A 17,645-nucleotide genomic window follows, 5' to 3' on the forward strand; every position below is an offset into this window, starting at 1 on the left:
ATCCCGGGCGGTTATCTGATGCTCTATCGCCGTTTCGAACAACTGATCGATATCTTCCGCGACGCCCCGACGGCGTCCCCGCCGGACCGCGTCTGGCCCTTCTATACCTATTACCTGAAGCAGGTCTGGCCGAGTTTCGCCGCCCTGCTCGTGGTTGGCCTGTTCGCCGCGTTGATCGAAGTAGCGCTGTTCAGTTACCTGAGCCGCATCATCGACCTTGCACAAGGCACGCCCAACCCGAATTTCTTCAGCGACCATGCCCTCGAATTGACCTGGATGCTGGTGGTCGCCCTGGTGCTGCGACCGATTTTCTTCGGTCTGCACGACTTGCTGGTGCACCAGACCCTGAGCCCCGGCATGACCAGCATGATCCGCTGGCAGAACCACAGCTACGTGCTCAAGCAGAGCCTGAATTTCTTCCAGAACGATTTCGCCGGGCGCATCGCCCAACGCATCATGCAGACCGGCAATTCACTGCGAGATTCTGCCGTGCAAGCGGTGGACGCGCTGTGGCACGTGGTGATCTACGCGATCAGTTCGCTGGTGCTGTTCGCCGAAGCTGACTGGCGCCTGATGATCCCGCTGCTGACCTGGATCGTCGCCTACATCGGCGCGCTGTACTACTTCGTGCCGCGGGTGAAAGAGCGTTCGGTGGAAGCCTCGGATGCGCGCTCGAAACTGATGGGGCGCATCGTCGACGGCTACACCAACATCGCCACGCTGAAGCTGTTCGCTCACACCAACTTCGAACAGCACTATGCCAAGGAAGCCATCGAAGAACAGACCGTCAAAGCGCAGATGGCCGGTCGCGTGGTCACCAGCATGGACGTGGCGATTACCACCATGAACGGCCTGCTGATCGTCGGCACCACGGCGCTGGCGTTGTGGCTGTGGACGCAGTCGCTGATTACCGTCGGCGCGATTGCCCTGGCCACCGGTCTGGTGATCCGCATCGTCAACATGTCCGGCTGGATCATGTGGGTGGTCACCGGCATTTTCGAAAACATCGGCATGGTTCAGGACGGTCTGCGCACCATCTCGCAACCGGTCGGCGTCACCGACCGCGAGCAGGCCAAACCGCTGGCCGTGGCCTCGGGCGAAGTGCGTTTCGAGCACGTGGATTTTCACTACGGCAAGAAGAAAGGCATCATCGGCGACCTCAACCTGACGATCAAGCCGGGCGAGAAAATCGGCTTGATCGGCCCGTCCGGCGCCGGCAAATCGACCCTGGTCAACCTGTTGCTGCGCCTGTACGACGTAGAGGGTGGGCGGATCCTGATCGACGGCCAGAACATCGCCGAAGTCGGCCAGGAAAGCCTGCGTGCGCGGATCGGCATGATCACTCAGGACACCTCGCTGCTGCACCGATCGATCCGTGACAATCTGCTTTACGGCAAACCCGACGCCACCGACGCCGAACTGTGGGAGGCGGTGCACAAGGCCCGCGCCGATGAGTTCATCCCGCTGCTGTCCGATGCGGAAGGCCGCACCGGTTTCGATGCGCACGTCGGTGAGCGCGGGGTGAAACTGTCCGGCGGTCAGCGCCAGCGCATCGCGATTGCAAGGGTGCTGCTCAAGGACGCGCCGATCCTGATCATGGACGAAGCCACCTCGGCGCTGGACTCTGAGGTGGAAGCGGCGATTCAGGAAAGCCTCGAGACCTTGATGCAGGGCAAAACCGTGATCGCTATTGCGCATCGTCTCTCGACCATTGCGCGAATGGATCGCCTGGTGGTGCTGGAGAACGGCAAGATCGCCGAGAGCGGCACCCACGCCGAACTGCTTGCGCATCGCGGTTTGTATGCGCGGTTGTGGGCGCACCAGACCGGAGGCTTTGTCGGCATCGACTGATGCACCACATTCCCCTGTAGGAGTGAGCCTGCTCGCGATAGCGGTGTGTCAGTCAATGTTATCAATGCTGACACTCCGCCATCGCGAGCAGGCTCGCTCCCACAGAGGTCAGGTCTGGCGATAGGGCAACGCCGTTCTCGCCTCTTCGGCATAGGCCAGAACGCCGGCGCGCTCTTGCTGGAGGAAATCCTCCACCGCCGCTTTCAGCCCCGGATGGCGCAGGTAGTGCCAGGAGTGGGTGATCACGGGTTCGAAGCCGCGAATCAACTTGTGCTCGCCCTGCGCCCCGGCATCGAAGCGCTGGATGCCATGGGCAATCGCGTAATCCATGCCCTGATAAAAACACGTCTCGAAATGCAGCCGATCGAACTCGGCCAGGCACCCCCAGTAACGCCCGTAGAAACTGTCGCCACCGACGAGACTGAAGGCCGTTGCTACCGGCCGTGATCCCTGTTTGGCCAAGACCACGCGAATCGCCTCGGGCATGCGCTCGGCCAGCAGGCTGAAAAACTCGCGGGTCAGATACGGCGCCTGACGCCGCACCGCGTAGGTGTTGGCATAGCAGGCGTAGACAAAATCCCACTGCGCCTCGTCCAGTTCCCGCCCTTGCAGCCACTCGAAGTCAAAGCCATGCCCCGCCACCTGCTCGCGTTCCTTGCGCATCTGCTTGCGCTTGCGTGAGCTGAGGGCGTCGAGGAAATCCTGAAAGTCGCGGTAACCGCGATTCTGCCAGTGATACTGACAGCCAATGCGTTGCAGCCAGCCCGGTTGCTCGGCCATCGCCGCGTCAGTGAACGGGTCGGTGAAATTGATGTGCGCGCTGGAAAGCCCTTCGATCTCCAGATAGCCGGGCAGGCTCTTGAGCAATTCAAAACCGTCTTCGACACTGGCCGCCAGCAGGCGCGGGCCGCTCACCGGACTGAATGGCACAGCCGTTAAAAGCTTGGGGTAGTAATCGATGCCGGCACGCGCACAGGCGTCGGCCCAGCCGTGATCGAACACGTACTCGCCGTAGGAATGCCACTTGCGGTAACTGGGCAGCGCGGCGATCAGGCGACCCTCTTCGAGGTGCAGCAAATGCTCGGGCTGCCAGCCGGTATGCGGGCCGACACTGCCGCTGTCTTCCAGCGCACTGAGGAAGGCGTGGCGCAGAAAAGGCTGGTTGTCCGGGACCAGCGCATCCCAAGTGGCCGGGGCGATTTCTGACAGGTCTTGCAGGCGTTGCAACGGCATTCACTGGCACTCCACAGCTTGGCGACAAAGCCCGGCGAGTATCGCTGATCGCGACCCGGTTGCACACGCTCAATCGGCCGACAGCGCTCTAACTCGATAGTTCACGCCGGATATGCATCGTCATCAACCTGCCATCACTGTGCCACCGCTCTGTCATAAACCATCGCGATACTGGCGCCTGTTTTTAGAGCGCCGGGTTCTAACCCGGACACAGTTTTCCGGCCTTCGGGTCGGTTGTGCCCAGGATGGTTCAGCCATCCCCTTCATCTTCGGAGATTGCTATGCGTCTTGCTTCCACGAAAACTGCAGCGGCCCTGTGCGGCGGCTTGTTGCTGGCCATGAGCGTTCCGGCCAGTGCTGCAGTCGACGCCAAACTGCTCGACATGCTCAAGGCCAACGGGTCGATTTCCCAGGCGCAGTACATCGAGCTGCAAACAGAACTGGCCAAGGATCAGAAGGCTCAGCAAATCGCCCAACAGGCGCAGCAGGAAACCAACGAACAAGTGGCAGCGGTCGCGAAGAAGACCAACGAACAGAGCCTGTTCGACCAGAAACTGGCCTGGGCGGCCAAAACCCAATTCAAGGGCGACGTACGTATCCGTCAGGAAACCATCAAGATCGACGGCGAGCCGAACAATGGCGGCCGCGACAAGGATCGTCAACGCATCCGTGCCCGTCTGGGCGCCTACACCGAGATCAACCCGCAGGTCGACACCGGCATCCGTATCGCCACCGGCGGCGGCGACGACGCCCGTTCGACCAACCAGGACCAGGACAACTACTTCGACAAGAAGCAGATCTGGCTCGACCTCGGCTACATCGACTACCACCCCGATCAGATCAAGAACCTGCACGTGATCGGCGGCAAGATGCTGCAACCGTGGGTGAGCATGGGCGACGTGATCTGGGACAGCGACATCAACCCGGAAGGTCTGGCCGTTACCTACAAGTACCCACTGGGCGGCAGCGCCGAACTGTTCGGCAGCCTGGGTAACTACAACCTCAAGGACAACGTTGACGGCGACGGCGTGCAATTCCGTCACGATCTGCGCCTGACCGCTGGCCAGTTGGGCAGCCGCTTCAACATCACCGATAACCTGAAGATGACTTTGGGCGGTAGCGTCTACGCCTACCAGAACGACGAAGACAGCCGCTGCACCGGCACCTCGACGCCGTGCGCGCTGGCAGTCAACGGCAACTCGGCGAACAACGAATTCCGTCTGTATGAAGGGTTCAGCCAGATCGATATCGGCGGCCTGCCAATGCCGTTGTCTTTCTACGGCCAGTACGTGAAGAACAACGATGCCGTGACCGATCAGGACACCGCATGGTTGCTCGGCGCCAAGTCGAAAGTCTTCGGCTTCAACCTCGACTACAACTACCGTGACGTGCAGCGCAACGCCGTGGTCGGCGCCTTCACCGACTCCGACTTTGCCAACGGCACCACCGGTTCCCGCGGGCACAAGTTCAAGGTCGGTTACGACATCGACAAGAACTTCGCCGTCGGCGCCACGTACTTCCTGACCAAGGCCGACTTCGCCAGCCGCGGCCAGCGCGATGCAGATGCCAACACCCTGCAGCTGGATGCTGAAGCGAAGTTCTAAAAAAGTGATAGCCCGGTGCGGGCGGGACGATCCCCATCATCCGTTCGTTTCATCCGCACCGGGTTATTTCTGCAGGATGCAAAACCCCCTGTAGGAGCTGCCGAAGGCTGCGATCTTTTGATCTTGATCTTGAAAACAAGATCAAAAGATCGCAGCCTCGTTTCACTCGACAGCTCCTACAGGGGGTTATCTTTTCGTCGTTGATCGGCGAGGCGTTCGGCCAACGCATCGACATGCTCGTCCGGTTGTTCCGGCAACGCCTTCAGCGTCGCCTGCATCAAGCGCATCTGCCGCAGGAAACGCCGGCAGTTGGGGCAGAACAACAGGTGATGACGCACCATCAGCGTCTCGCGAAAGCTCAGTTGGCCGTCGAGATAATCGCTGGATCGTGCTACTTGCTCCTTGCAGGTCAACATTCTCCCGTCTCCTCAAAATGTTCCACGGTCGCAAAAACCTTCAAGCGTGCCCGGTGCAGCAGCACGCGGACATTGGAGAGCGAGATCTCCAGAAGATTACAGATCTCTTCCAGCTCCAGGCCCTGGCGTTCGCGCAACAGCAGGACACTGCGCTGCAACTCGGAAAGACTCAGCAACGTATGTTCGAGGCATTCGCGCAGTTCGTTTTCGGTGAGCAGCGCTTCGGGGGTGTCCTGATGCCAGGCGAACGGCGCCACCAGCCAGTGACCGTCGCTTGATGAAAACCGATCGTCGCCGATAGTGCCGTGCGGCGATGGCAGGTCATCGAGCAGGACTTCCCGGCGATTGAGCTTGTAGCGACTTTTGGCCGAGTTGGCGGTGATGGTCAGCAACCAGGTCTTCAGACTGGAACGGCCCTCGAAGCTGCTCAGATGGCGCACCACCGACAGCCACGCATCCTGCACGACTTCCTCGACATGACGCTGGCCGACAATCGCGTAAGCCACCGCTCGCATGGCGCTCTGATAGGTAGTAACCAGTTCCTTGAAAGCCTTTTGCTCCCCCGCCAGCAAGCGCGCGAGCAGTTGGGTGTCATCAGCCGCCATCCATCAATCCCCTTGTCCGGACTTCGAAAATGAACGCGGCAGGTATTCACCTGCCGCGACGTCCGAAAAATTACAGCGTTTCACTCGCTTCGAATGTAGGAAAGATCGACGCGATTAAGGGGAAATTAACCTGTTTCAGCGTTTGCGCAGCAACACACTACCAATCGAGTAACCGGCACCGAACGAGCTCAACACCGCCAGCGAACCCGAGGCCAGGTCATCCTGGTATTTGTGGAAGGCAATGACCGAACCGGCCGAGCTGGTGTTGGCATAGCTGTCGAGAATCACCGGCGCTTCTTCTTCGCTGGCTTCGCGGCCGAGCAGCTTGCGCACGATCAGGTGGTTCATGCTCAGGTTGGCCTGGTGCAGCCAGAAGCGTTTCACGTCGCCGACGTTGAGCTGGTTCTCTTCCAGGTGCTCGCCGATCAGCTCGGCAACCATCGGGCAGACATCCTTGAACACCTTGCGGCCTTCCTGCACGAACAGCTTGTCGCGGGCGCCCACACCCTCCTCGGCAGCGCGATTGAGGAAGCCGAAGTTGTTGCGGATGTTGTTGGAGAACTTGGTCAGTAATTTGGTGCTGACCACGTCGAACTGGTACGGCGAGGTCGCCAGATCCGCGCGTTCGATGATCACCGCAGTCGCGGCATCGCCGAAAATGAAATGGCTGTCGCGGTCACGGAAGTTCAGGTGCCCGGTGCAGACTTCCGGGTTGACCATCAGGATCGCCCGCGCCTGGCCCAGTTGCACGCTGTTGGCGGCGGCCTGGATGCCGAAGGTGGCCGAAGAACAAGCGACGTTCATGTCGAAACCGAAACCTTCGATGCCCAGTGCTTCCTGGACTTCGATGGCGATGGCCGGATAAGCGCGTTGCAGGTTCGAGCAGGCAACGATCACGCCGTCGATGTCGGCTGCGGTTTTGCCGGCTCGTTGCAGGGCTTGTTCAGCCGCGCCGACGGCCATTTGGCAGAGCACCGACCATTCGTCGTTGGAACGTTCCGGCAGGCGCGGGGCCATGCGTTGCGGATCGAGGATGCCGTCCTTGTCCATGACAAAGCGGCTCTTGATGCCCGAGGCTTTTTCGATGAATGCGGCGCTGGATTCGGTCAGGGCCTGGACTTCACCGCTGGCAATGGCCTCGGCGTGATCGGCGTTGAACTGGGCGACGTAGGTATTGAAAGACTGCACCAGCTCTTCGTTGGAGATGCTGTTGGCCGGTGTGTACAGGCCGGTGCCGCTGATGACGACGTTATGCATGGTCGTTTCTCTAATCTGTTCAGGCAGAAAGTGCTGGAACCGTCGTACCAACACGCAAAGGGTCTATTCCCATCCGGGGGACGCAAACCTGGCATCGTTTTATTCCGCAGCGCGACACGGCCGAAGGCTCTGGGTCGCGAAACGGCGGGTTATGGGGGCGAAGTTTGCCATAAACCTTGGCTTTTGGCGCCATTCCCGACATTCCGCCATTCCCGATGTGGGAGCGAGCCTGCTCGCGAAGACGGTGTGTCAGTCACACAAAGGGTGTCAGACATGACGCTTTCGCGAGCAGGCTCGCTCCCACAGGGGATTACACAAACTCTGAAGGTCAGGGTTCGACCTGACTCCACTGTTTGCTCAGGCGTTTGTCGGAGATCGGCACTTTCGTGCCCAACTGCTGGGCAAACAGCGAGACGCGGTACTCCTCCAGCCACCAGCGGTACAACTCCAGTTGCGGGTCGCGCTTGCCTTCCTGCGCATGCTTGGCCGCGCGGCTCTGGTATTGCGCCCACAGGCCCGCGAGTTCGCCACTCCAGACCCGATCCTTCTGCACCTGCGCGCCGAGTTTCTCGAAACGTTGCTCGACCGCTTTCAGGTAACGCGGCAACTCCTTGAGCCATTGCATCGGCGTTTCACGGACGAAGCCCGGATAGATCAGATTGCCGATCTGCTGCTTGATGTCATTCAACGCTACGGCCTGGGCCAGATCGATCTTGCCCTTGAAGCGTTTTTGCAGACCGTGCCAGATCTTCAGGATTTCCAGGGTCAGCCGCGCCACGCGCTCGGCGTGCTCGGTCCAGTTGCCGCGTTTGCGCTCGGCCAATGCCGCCAACCCGGCACCATCCCGGGGCAGCGGGTCTTCGCCTTCGAGAATGCAACTGTCGAGGCTGGCCAGCAGAATGTCTTCCACCAGCGCATCGACGCGGCCCAGCTCACGATAAAGCAAGCCCAGTTCAGTCTGCCCCGGCAACTTGCCGCGCAGGAACTTGGCCGGCTCGGCCAGTTGCTGCATCAACAAGCGCTGCAAGGCGCGACGATGCTGGAACTCGGCTTCGGCCGGGGTCGAGAACCGCCCTTCCTTGACCGTGCCGCCCTCTTCCACCAACGCTGGGTAAACCGTCATCGACAGCCCGGCGATCTTCTGCTGGGTCTTTTCCGCCACCGGCGCGAAAACCTTCGCCTCGACCGGTTGCTGGGTTTTCGCACTCTGCGGCACCGCCAGCGCGGCCTGGCTGGCTTCAGCGAAGCGTGCGGTCAGCTCAGCCAGATCGCGGCCTTCGCCAAGGAACTTGCCCTCGCCGTCGACGATCTCCAGGTTCATGCGCAAATGGCTTTCGACCTGTTGCGCGGCTTCCGCCCACGCCTCATCACTGACCCGTGCGCCAGTCATGCGCAGCAGTTCGCGACCGAGCGCTTGCGGCAGCGAACCTTCGGCGAACGTCATGCGCTGCAGCGCGGCTTTGATGAAGTCCGGCACCGGCACGAAATTCTTGCGCAGGGCTTTCGGCAGGTTCCGCACCAAGGCAATGCACTTGGCCTCGATCAGGCCCGGCACCAGCCATTCCAGACGCTCCGGTGGCAGCATCGGCAGCAGCGGCGCCGGCACGCGCAAGGTCACGCCATCGCGCGGGTGATTCGGTTCGAAATGGTAAGTGAGCGCCAGCTCGAGATCGCCGATGTGCAGCGTGTCCGGGTAATCACGGGCGGTGACTTCACTGGCCTCGCGGGCCAGCACGTCTTCTTCGCGCATGATCAAAAGTTGCGGGTCTTTCTGGCTGTTGACCTTGTACCAACTGTCGAACGTCGCGGTCTGGTGGATTTCCGCCGGCAGACGCGCATCGTAGAAGGCGTAGAGGGTTTCCTCGTCGGCGAGAATATCGCGACGGCGCGCCTTGGCCTCGAGTTCGTCGAGCTGCTCGAGCAGTTTCTGATTGGCGCTCAGGCATTTGGCCCGCGACTGAATCTCGCCGCGCACCAACCCTTCGCGGATAAACAGCTCACGGGAGACCACCGGATCGACCGGGCCGTAATGCACCGGGCGGCGACCGACGACGATCAGGCCGAACAGGGTGATCTGCTCGTAGGCCACGACCTGGCCGCGCTTCTTTTCCCAATGCGGTTCGAAGTGATTCTTCTTGATCAGGTGCCCGGCCAGCGGTTCGATCCAGTCGGCATCGATCTTGGCGACCATGCGCGCGTAAAGCTTGGTGGTTTCCACCAGTTCGGCGGTCATCAGCCACTGCGGGCGCTTCTTGCCGATGCCCGACGACGGATGAATCCAGAAGCGCCGCTGCCGCGCGCCGAGGTAATCGCCGTCTTCGGTTTTCTGGCCGATCTGGCTGAGCAAGCCGACCAGCACCGCCTTGTGCAGTTTCGGATAATCCGCCGGCTCTTTGTTCAGGCTCAGCTGCATGTCGCGGCAGATCAGGCTCAACTGACGATGGGAATCTCGCCACTCGCGCAAGCGCAGGTAATTGAGGAAATTCTTCCGGCACCAGTTACGCAGCGGGTTGGCGGTCAGCGCTTGGCGCTGCTCTTCAAAACCTCGCCACAGATTGACCAGCCCGGCGAAGTCCGAATCCGGATCCTTCCATTGTGCGTGGGCCTGATCCGCCGCTTGCTGACGCTCCGGCGGACGCTCGCGCGGGTCCTGAATCGACATCGCACTGGCGACAATCAGCACTTCCTGCAGGCTGCCGAGTTTGGCCGCTTCGAGCAGCATGCGGCCCATGCGCGGGTCGACCGGCAAGCGCGCCAACTGTCGACCGAGCGGCGTCAGCTGGCTGTTGCGATCCACCGCCGAAAGCTCCTGCAGCAGGTTGAAACCGTCGCTGATGGCCTTGCCGTCCGGCGGTTCGATGAACGGGAACGCGGTGATTTCGCCGAGACGCAGATGGAGCATCTGCAAAATAACGGCGGCGAGGTTGGTGCGCAGAATTTCCGGGTCGGTAAATTCCGGACGACCGAGGAAATCCTCTTCGCTGTACAACCGCACGCAGATGCCCGGCTCGACCCGCCCGCAACGACCTTTGCGTTGATTGGCGCTGGCCTGGGAAATCGCTTCGATCGGCAAGCGCTGGACTTTGGCCCGATAGCTGTAGCGACTGATGCGCGCGGTGCCGCTGTCGATCACATAGCGAATACCCGGAACGGTCAGCGAAGTCTCGGCAACGTTGGTCGCCAGCACCACACGGCGGCCTGGGTGCGACTGGAAAATCCGCTGCTGTTCGGCCGGCGACAGACGCGCGTACAGCGGCAGGATTTCGGTGTGCTTGAGCTGGGCCTTGCGCAGCATGTCCGCGGCATCACGAATCTCGCGCTCACCGGGCAGGAACACCAGCACATCACCCGGACTGCGGCGTTCGCTGCGCTCGTAGGCGGCGATTTCGTCGAGGGTGGCGAGGATCGCCTGATCGACGGTAAGGTCGTCCTCGACCCGGTTGCCCTCCTCGTCCTGCTCCAGCGTCAGCGGGCGATACCAGGTGTCCACCGGGAACGTGCGACCGGACACTTCAACAATCGGCGCATCATCGAAATGCTTGGAGAAACGCTCCAGATCGATGGTCGCCGAGGTGATGATGACTTTCAGATCCGGGCGACGCGGCAGCAGGGTTTTCAGGTAACCGAGGAGGAAGTCGATGTTGAGGCTGCGTTCGTGCGCTTCGTCGACGATGATCGTGTCGTAGCGTTCGAGATAACGATCGTTCTGGGTTTCCGCCAGCAGAATGCCGTCGGTCATCAGCTTGATCAGGGTGTTGGCATCGCTCTGATCTTCGAAGCGCACCTGATAGCCGACCAGTGCACCGAGGGGCGTGCCGAGTTCTTCGGCGACGCGGCTGGCGACGCTGCGCGCGGCGATCCGACGCGGCTGGGTATGGCCGATCAGACCGTGCTGGCCGCGACCGATTTCCAGACAGATTTTCGGCAACTGAGTGGTTTTGCCCGAGCCGGTTTCGCCAGCGATGATCAGCACCTGATGCTGCTCCAGGGCCTTTTTGATCTCGTCGCGTTTGGCCGCGATCGGCAAACTGTCGTCGTAGCGAATCACCGGCAGGCTGGCACGGCGCGCCAGCACCTGATCACAGGATGCCTGCATCCGCACCACCCATTGGGCCAGTTTGGCTTCGTCGGGCTTCTTGCGCAGCTCAAGCAACTGCCGCCGCAGCCGGTGACGGTCGGCGAGCATGGCGTGATCGAGGTTTTTCAGCAGTTTGTCGATGGAGGGCGATTCGTCGGTCATCGGGTAGGCAATTCGGTCGTCTATTTATGCAGGGGGCGGATTGTCGCAGATTTGGGGGGGTTGTGGCGTGTCAGGGGGATTGCGACCCTCACCCTAGCCCTCTCCCAAAGGGAGAGGGGACCGATTGGGGGATGCTTCAAAGGTACATCGACCTGAAAGAGCTTTGCCGAATCCATAATCGCCGAGCTCTTTCAGGTCGGCGTTTGACCCAAGACACCTCGGTCAGCTCCCTCTCCCTCTGGGAGAGGGCTGGGGTGAGGGGCTTTTAAAAGAGCTACTCGTTGTCGAGGCCTTTGCGCCGATATGGGAAGACGTCAATCACCTTCCCCGCCCGAATCGCCTCCTGCAGGCTCTTCCAGTAATCGGCGTCATACAACTCGCCGTGCAACTGATCGAACAATTTGCGTTGCCCGGCATCGGCGAACAGAAACGGCGGAAATTCCTCGGGAAACACGTCCAGCGGGCCGATCGAGTACCACGGTTCGGAGGCCATTTCGTCCTCCGGCGTGCGCGGTGCCGGGATGTGGCGGAAATTGGCTTCAGTCAGAAAGCAGATTTCGTCGTAGTCGTAAAACACCACTCGCCCGTGGCGGGTGACGCCGAAGTTTTTCAGCAGCATGTCGCCGGGGAAAATATTCGCCGCGGCCAATTGCTTGATCGCCAGGCCGTAATCCTCCAGCGCTTCACGTACCTGGGCGTCGTTGGCATTTTCCAGATAGAGATTGAGCGGGGTCATCCGGCGTTCGGTCCAGCAGTGGCGGATCAGCACGGTTTCGCCGTCGACCGACACCGTGGACGGCGCGACTTCTAGCAATTCCTCCAGACACGCCGGATCGAACTTGCTCAGAGGAAAACGGAAGTCGGCAAACTCCTGGGTATCGGCCATGCGCCCGACCCGATCGACGCTTTTCACCAGCCGATACTTTTCGATCACCGTGGCGCGGTCGACGTTTTTCGACGGTGAGAAACGGTCCTTGATGATTTTGAACACGGTGTTGAAACCCGGCAGGGTGAACACGCTCATGACCATGCCGCGCACGCCCGGGGCCATGATGAACTGGTCGTCAGTGTTGGCCAGGTGATTGATCAGCGCGCGGTAGAACTCGGATTTGCCGTGCTTGTAGAAGCCGATCGAGGTGTACAACTCGGCGATGTGCTTGCCCGGCAGGATGCGCCGCAGAAAACCGATGAACTCCGCAGGCACCGGCACATCGACCATGAAATAGGAGCGGGTGAAAGAGAAGATGATCGACACATCGGCTTCGTCGGTAATCAACGCGTCGATCTGAATGCCGCGACCCTCGCGGTGCAGCAGCGGAATCACCAGCGGCCATTGCTCATCGCGGGTGTAGATGCGCCCGACCAGATAGGCGCCCTTGTTGCGGTAAAGCACCGAGGAAAACAGCTCGACGCTCAGCTCCGGGTCCTTGCACACCCAGTCCGGCAGGTTTTCGCGCAACTGCGCTTCGAGCCGCAGCAAGTCGCCGGGCAGATCGGCGTAATCCTCGCTGAAGCGGTAATCGGCAAAAATGCTCGCGAGCATGGCGGACAACTGGCCCTGCGGCTTGTACGTGCGGGTTTGCGCAGCGCGGGCTCGGCGCAGGCTCGGGCGCGTGGTATGGATGAACATGCAGCCGTCGCTGATCAGGTCGTGGCTGAACAACCCGCAGAAAATCGAGTTGTACCAGGTCTCGGAAAGCTCATCGTCGAAGCGCAGATCGATAACACTGATATAGGCGCTTTTCACCAGCGGCCAGCAGCTGACGTTCATCAGCACTTCTTCGTCGAAATACTCGCGCAGGCGAGCAACGGTTTCGCCGACCTTTTCCTCATACAGACTGATCCGCGCCGCCGACGCGGCCTGCGCCTCCTGCCAGCGCGCCTGCTCGAAGCGCTCCCGCGCGCCATCGGTGATGCGACGGAAATGCTCGCGGTAATCGTCGAAGCCGGCGAGGATCATCCGGGCGATCTCGGTGGCTGGCCATTGCTGCGACATAGAGGGAACCTCGGCGGGAATTCGATTCGTCTGAGCTTAGTCACGGAACGGCTCGCAGGAAAAGCGCAATTTCTGCCAAAACCGATACAGGGCTGACCGTTGACGCGCTTTCTCGGGCCGATGCATCGGCAGGCAAAATTAAAAGCCCGAATAGCGGTTGCCATGATCCGGACGCTCGGCAACACTCTCGTCCCGATCAAGGAAGGAGCCCGCCGTGAGCCCTGTCGATATTTTCCGTATGTTGTCGCTGGCCGCTATCTGGGGCGCGAGCTTTCTGTTCATGCGCATCATTGCGCCGGTGATCGGCACGATCCCGACCGGGTTCTTTCGCGTGTCGATTGCGGCCGCCGGGTTGCTGGTGATCCTTGGGCTGATGCGCATCAGCTGGGATTTCAAGGGCAAGCTGAAAACCGTGATGCTGCTGGGGGTGATCAACTCGGGGATCCCGGCGACGCTGTATTCGGTGGCGGCGCAAGTGCTACCGGCCGGCTATTCGGCGATTTTCAATGCCACCACGCCACTGATGGGCGTGTTGATTGGCGGCCTGTTCTTCAGCGAAAAACTCACGATTGCGAAGCTGGGCGGCGTATTCCTCGGCCTGTTCGGCGTCGGCGTGCTGACGCGGGCGGGTCCCGTGGCCTTCGACCTGCAACTGCTGATGGGCGCGGTTGCTTGCCTGCTGGCAACCACTTGTTATGGCTTTGCCGGATTTCTCGCGCGGCGCTGGCTGGATCAGGCCGGTGGGCTGGACAGCCGTTTGTCGGCACTGGGCAGCATGCTCGGGGCGACGTTGTTCTTGCTGCCGCTGTTCGCCTACAGCGTGATCACTGCGCCGCCGGTCAGTTGGGGCGGTTGGCACGTCTGGCTGTCGCTACTTGGCTTGGGTCTGGGTTGCACGGCGTTTGCCTACATCATCTATTTCCGCCTGCTCAGCTCGATCGGCCCGGTGAAATCGATGACCGTCACCTTCATGATCCCGCCGTTCGGCGTGTTGTGGGGGGCGTTGTTGCTGGATGAGCCGTTGTCGATGGCGCACATTTATGGCGGGTTGCTGATTGCAGCGGCGTTGTGGCTGGTGTTGAAGCCGGCGGTGGTGAAGCCTGGTGAGATGATCAATCGGTAATCCGCTTTGTTGGCAAAATCGCTATCGCGAGCAGGCTCACTCCTACAGTTGGAATACGTTCCCCTGTAGGAGTGAGCCTGCTCGCGATGGCGCCCGAACAGCCACCGCTTATCTTTCTTTTATCCGGTTTTACGGAACACAAAAGCCAATCCAATAATGATCAGCAGCATCCCCAGCACACTCAACGCGGCCAACCGATTACCGAAAATCAGATAATCCATCACCGCTGTCACCGCCGGCACCAGATAGAACAGGCTGGTGACGTTCACCAGATTGCCCCGCGCGATCAGCCGATACAGCAACAACGTCGCCAGCACCGAGACCACCAGGCCCATCCACAACACCGGCACGATGAAACCTGTGCTGTGCTCGAAGTGGAACGGCTGGAACGGCACGAAGATCGCACACAGCAACAGCCCCGCCAGATACTGCACTGGCAGCGTGCCGAGAGGATTGTCGGTGATGCGTTTTTGCATGATCGAGCCCAGCGTCATGCTCGCCAGCGCGAGCAAGCCGAACAACATGCCAGCCCAGGACATTCCGGCCAGACCGATGCCCTGATAAACCACCATGATCAACCCGGCCAGCCCCAGCGCCAGGCCGAACAGACGGCTCGCCGACCGCTGACGCTCCATGAGCACCACCGTGAGGATCGGCTGTACCCCCATCAGAGTCGCCATTACCCCCGGCGTGACTTTGCAGTCCAGCGCCAACAGATAAAAAATCTGATACGCCCCGAGCAACACCAACCCCGTGGTGATCGCAAACAGCATCGGTTTGCCGCCCTTGGGCAACTTCAACTTGAGCAGCGGCGCCAGCAGCAGCAACCCGCACAGGGCGATGGCGAAGCGAATCAACAGAAAGGCAAAGGGTGAAGCGTGGGCCAGGCCCCATTTGGAGAAAATCGCCCCGCTGCTCCACAGCAGAACGAACAGGCTCGTGGACGCCGCCGCGAGCACGGATTGTTTCGAAAGGACAAACATGAATACCACCTGTAGTCAGGCAAGAAGCCAACTCAGCCGAAGCTGAAATCCAGTAGTTTTTTCTGGCGGGCGCAGGGTTCAGCAGAAACTGCCGATCAGCCCCGAACACCAACGCCCGGCGGCGATACAACTGCGCACACCGGCGTGCTACTGACAGGTGGAGGGTAATGACTGATCTGCACAGGCTGCTGATTCCCGCACGGCACGACGCCAGCGTTGACCGCTGAATCGACTACCGCATTGATGAGGGATGCAGGCATGGAGGCAGATCTTTATTGAGGAAATGAAAGCGTGAGCACGGCGCTCAAGCGGGCTGACTATAACCAGCCCGGGACACAGATTGCAATGACTTGGGCAAAGGGCCGGCAGCGACAGTTTGGGGCGGGATGATTAGGGTGATTGGCGGTGGCAATGGATTGTCAGGAGACATGGAATGCAAGAGATCATATGCCAAGGGAACGGACGTATTTGCGGTATCAGGTTTATCGGTCAGAGGCCAGGAAGCGGGCCGCACTTACATTTGCGAAGCTACACAGCGAACTTGAGGCGCGCGCAATTGTTGACGTTGATTATTCCAGGGTTCGCTTCGAGGCGATTGATGCGTCCGCCATGAAAGCTTATGAGCAATGGCTCGATCCGCATTTCTGCTGGGAGGAAATTGTCCGATGGAAAGCCAAGGAACCAATGAGCTTCGATTTGGCAATCTGGTTTGATCGTGAACTGTGCGGACTTTGTTTCGCCAATCCGAACCAAAGCCGGCTGAGAGTCAGGATTGTGCGTCTTGAGGGGCAGCCAGACGAACACCCACTCAAGAGCCGCATAGCGACCTTCGCCCTGACTGCGGTCACTCACTTCGCCCGTATCATCGGCAGCCAGCAGATCGAAATTCAGGAGCCTCTTTCGGGAGCTATACCTCTATACCGTCAACTGGGTTTCGAATTCGACTCTGAGGGCCGTCTTGTGAAGCGCATTGACCAAGTCTAGTATCTGAGCACCTGCTCATTTACTCATCAACGTCGGAGATCCCATGAAAGCTGTCGTTGAAAAGAAAGCATCAAACTCCAAATCCAGAAAGATGGAGAAAAAGCAGCCATCTGTTGAGTTATCTGAAACCGAGATGCATCGCATCAGGAATGCACTGGCCAATCCAGCCGTTGAAGAGCCAAGCGGCGTATTAGCCGGGTCGTCCTTTTCCTTCCGCTAACAAAAAACCGCTCGCAAAGAGCGGTTTTTTCATTGCCTGATCCAGCCTCAACCAAACAGCCAATACCCCAACAACGTCAGCACCAGCACCGCCAGCACCGGGCGCATGACGCGGTAGGCCTTGGGATGCCGGCGTTTCCACTGTTTGACCACGCCGCTGAAACGGTCGCTGAAGTTCTTGCTCCAGGCATAAGCCTGGTTGATGCCGCCGACGCGTTCATCGTCAAGGTTCTGCGGGGCAGTGGCGCGGCCGAGCCAGCCGCTGATGAAGCGATTGATGCGGGTCATCAGGCGATTGCTCAGTGGGCGTTCGATGTCGCAGAACAGAATGACGCGAGTCTGATCGGTTTCATTCTTGACCCAGTGCACGTAGGTCTCGTCGAACATCACGTCATCGCCGTCGCGCCAGGCGTAAACCTGACCGTCGACGAAGATCCGGCAATCGTCAGAGTTGGGTGTCGACAGACCGAGGTGATAACGCAGGGAGCCGGCAAACGGGTCACGATGCGGATTGAGGTGACTGCCGCCCGGCAGCAGCGCGAACATCGCGCCCTTGACGTTGGGAATGGCACTGACCAGTGCCACGGTTTTCGGGCACAGGGCTTCGGCCGATGGCAGCGGTTTGTCGTACCACTTCAGATAGAAGCGCTTCCAGCCCTTCTTGAAGAACGAGCCAAAACCGGCGTCGTTGTTCTTTTCGGCGGCGCGAATATAGCCCTCGTCAAACAGATGCATGGCTTCGTCGCGGATGGTTTCCCAGTTATCGCGCAGCACATCCAGTTCCGGAAACTTGCTGCGATCCAGATACGGTCTGGACGGCACTGCGGAGAACAGGTACATCAGAGCGTTGTACGGGGCGAACAGCGCCGAGTGGTTGACGAACTGGCGCAATACCGGCAAACGCGCCTTGCCGCGCAAATGCACATAGAGCGTGCTGCCCAGAAACAGCAACAGCACAAACGCCTTGGCGGCAAACGAAACGGTCATCAACGACTCCTTGAATAAAGACAACGCTGCGCAATGCCCTTTTCCCAGCATGGCAGCCGGCCATGATAAACACTACCGGCTCCGGGAAAAACCCGCCTGATACATGATTCAGTGTTATGCATCGCGCAACAAAGCCTTTATTAACAT

The 17,645-nt window shown here is 60.0% G+C and carries 13 protein-coding genes; 5 read left to right on the top strand and 8 right to left on the bottom strand.

Annotated elements, in window-relative coordinates:
- Positions 1–18: 18 nt before the first annotated feature.
- The gene (locus tag AEQ63_RS07315) at positions 19–1,851 is read left to right on the top strand and encodes an ABC transporter ATP-binding protein (protein ID WP_042607453.1); all 1,833 of its coding nucleotides are present in this window, start codon (positions 19–21) and stop codon (positions 1,849–1,851) included.
- Between the two features lie 108 nt (positions 1,852–1,959).
- Here the strand turns inward: AEQ63_RS07315 and AEQ63_RS07320 are convergent, their stop codons facing one another.
- Positions 1,960–3,084 carry a GNAT family N-acetyltransferase gene (locus AEQ63_RS07320; RefSeq protein ID WP_064362507.1) on the bottom strand — a complete coding sequence of 375 codons (1,125 nt, stop codon included), beginning with the start codon at positions 3,082–3,084 and terminating at the stop codon, positions 1,960–1,962.
- A 281-nt stretch (positions 3,085–3,365) separates the two neighbouring features.
- Here AEQ63_RS07320 and AEQ63_RS07325 point away from each other — a divergent pair, with 281 nt between their 5' ends.
- The gene (locus AEQ63_RS07325) at positions 3,366–4,688 is read left to right on the top strand and encodes a putative porin (protein ID WP_039760990.1); all 1,323 of its coding nucleotides are present in this window, start codon (positions 3,366–3,368) and stop codon (positions 4,686–4,688) included.
- Positions 4,689–4,864: 176 nt separating this feature from the next.
- Here the strand turns inward: AEQ63_RS07325 and AEQ63_RS07330 are convergent, their stop codons facing one another.
- The 5 genes from AEQ63_RS07330 to aceK form a co-directional block, all read right to left on the bottom strand.
- Positions 4,865–5,104, bottom strand: a complete 240-nt coding sequence (locus AEQ63_RS07330) for an anti-sigma factor family protein (protein WP_042607451.1) — start codon at positions 5,102–5,104, stop codon at positions 4,865–4,867.
- The gene (locus tag AEQ63_RS07335; protein WP_064362510.1) at positions 5,098–5,709 is read right to left on the bottom strand and encodes an RNA polymerase sigma factor; all 612 of its coding nucleotides are present in this window, start codon (positions 5,707–5,709) and stop codon (positions 5,098–5,100) included. Before AEQ63_RS07335 ends, AEQ63_RS07330 begins: the two co-directional genes overlap by 7 nt.
- Positions 5,710–5,844: 135 nt before the next feature.
- Positions 5,845–6,966, bottom strand: a complete 1,122-nt coding sequence (locus AEQ63_RS07340) for a beta-ketoacyl-ACP synthase III (protein WP_042607449.1) — start codon at positions 6,964–6,966, stop codon at positions 5,845–5,847.
- A gap of 328 nt (positions 6,967–7,294) precedes the next feature.
- A complete protein-coding gene (gene hrpA / locus AEQ63_RS07345; RefSeq protein WP_064362511.1) occupies positions 7,295–11,206 on the bottom strand; it encodes an ATP-dependent RNA helicase HrpA in 3,912 nt (1,303 codons plus the stop codon).
- Between the two features lie 274 nt (positions 11,207–11,480).
- Positions 11,481–13,202 (bottom strand): bifunctional isocitrate dehydrogenase kinase/phosphatase, encoded by a 1,722-nt coding sequence (gene aceK / locus AEQ63_RS07350; protein WP_064362514.1) that lies wholly within the window; start codon positions 13,200–13,202, stop codon positions 11,481–11,483.
- 214 nt (positions 13,203–13,416) lie between these two features.
- Here aceK and AEQ63_RS07355 point away from each other — a divergent pair, with 214 nt between their 5' ends.
- Positions 13,417–14,325: a DMT family transporter gene (locus AEQ63_RS07355; protein ID WP_042607446.1), complete on the top strand. Its 909-nt coding sequence runs from the start codon at positions 13,417–13,419 to the stop codon at positions 14,323–14,325.
- A gap of 119 nt (positions 14,326–14,444) precedes the next feature.
- Here AEQ63_RS07355 and AEQ63_RS07360 read toward each other — a convergent pair whose 3' ends face one another.
- Positions 14,445–15,308: a DMT family transporter gene (locus tag AEQ63_RS07360; protein WP_064362516.1), complete on the bottom strand. Its 864-nt coding sequence runs from the start codon at positions 15,306–15,308 to the stop codon at positions 14,445–14,447.
- Between the two features lie 447 nt (positions 15,309–15,755).
- Here AEQ63_RS07360 and AEQ63_RS07365 point away from each other — a divergent pair, with 447 nt between their 5' ends.
- Positions 15,756–16,292: a hypothetical protein gene (locus tag AEQ63_RS07365; protein WP_064362517.1), complete on the top strand. Its 537-nt coding sequence runs from the start codon at positions 15,756–15,758 to the stop codon at positions 16,290–16,292.
- A 43-nt stretch (positions 16,293–16,335) separates the two neighbouring features.
- Positions 16,336–16,512 carry a hypothetical protein gene (locus AEQ63_RS28605; RefSeq protein WP_161806070.1) on the top strand — a complete coding sequence of 59 codons (177 nt, stop codon included), beginning with the start codon at positions 16,336–16,338 and terminating at the stop codon, positions 16,510–16,512.
- A 47-nt stretch (positions 16,513–16,559) separates the two neighbouring features.
- Here AEQ63_RS28605 and AEQ63_RS07370 read toward each other — a convergent pair whose 3' ends face one another.
- Positions 16,560–17,498 (bottom strand): aspartyl/asparaginyl beta-hydroxylase domain-containing protein, encoded by a 939-nt coding sequence (locus tag AEQ63_RS07370; protein ID WP_039760974.1) that lies wholly within the window; start codon positions 17,496–17,498, stop codon positions 16,560–16,562.
- Between the last annotated feature and the right edge of the window lie 147 nt (positions 17,499–17,645).

It is taken from the genome of Pseudomonas sp. RIT-PI-o (genome assembly GCF_001297215.1).
GTDB lineage: Bacteria > Pseudomonadota > Gammaproteobacteria > Pseudomonadales > Pseudomonadaceae > Aquipseudomonas > Aquipseudomonas moraviensis_A.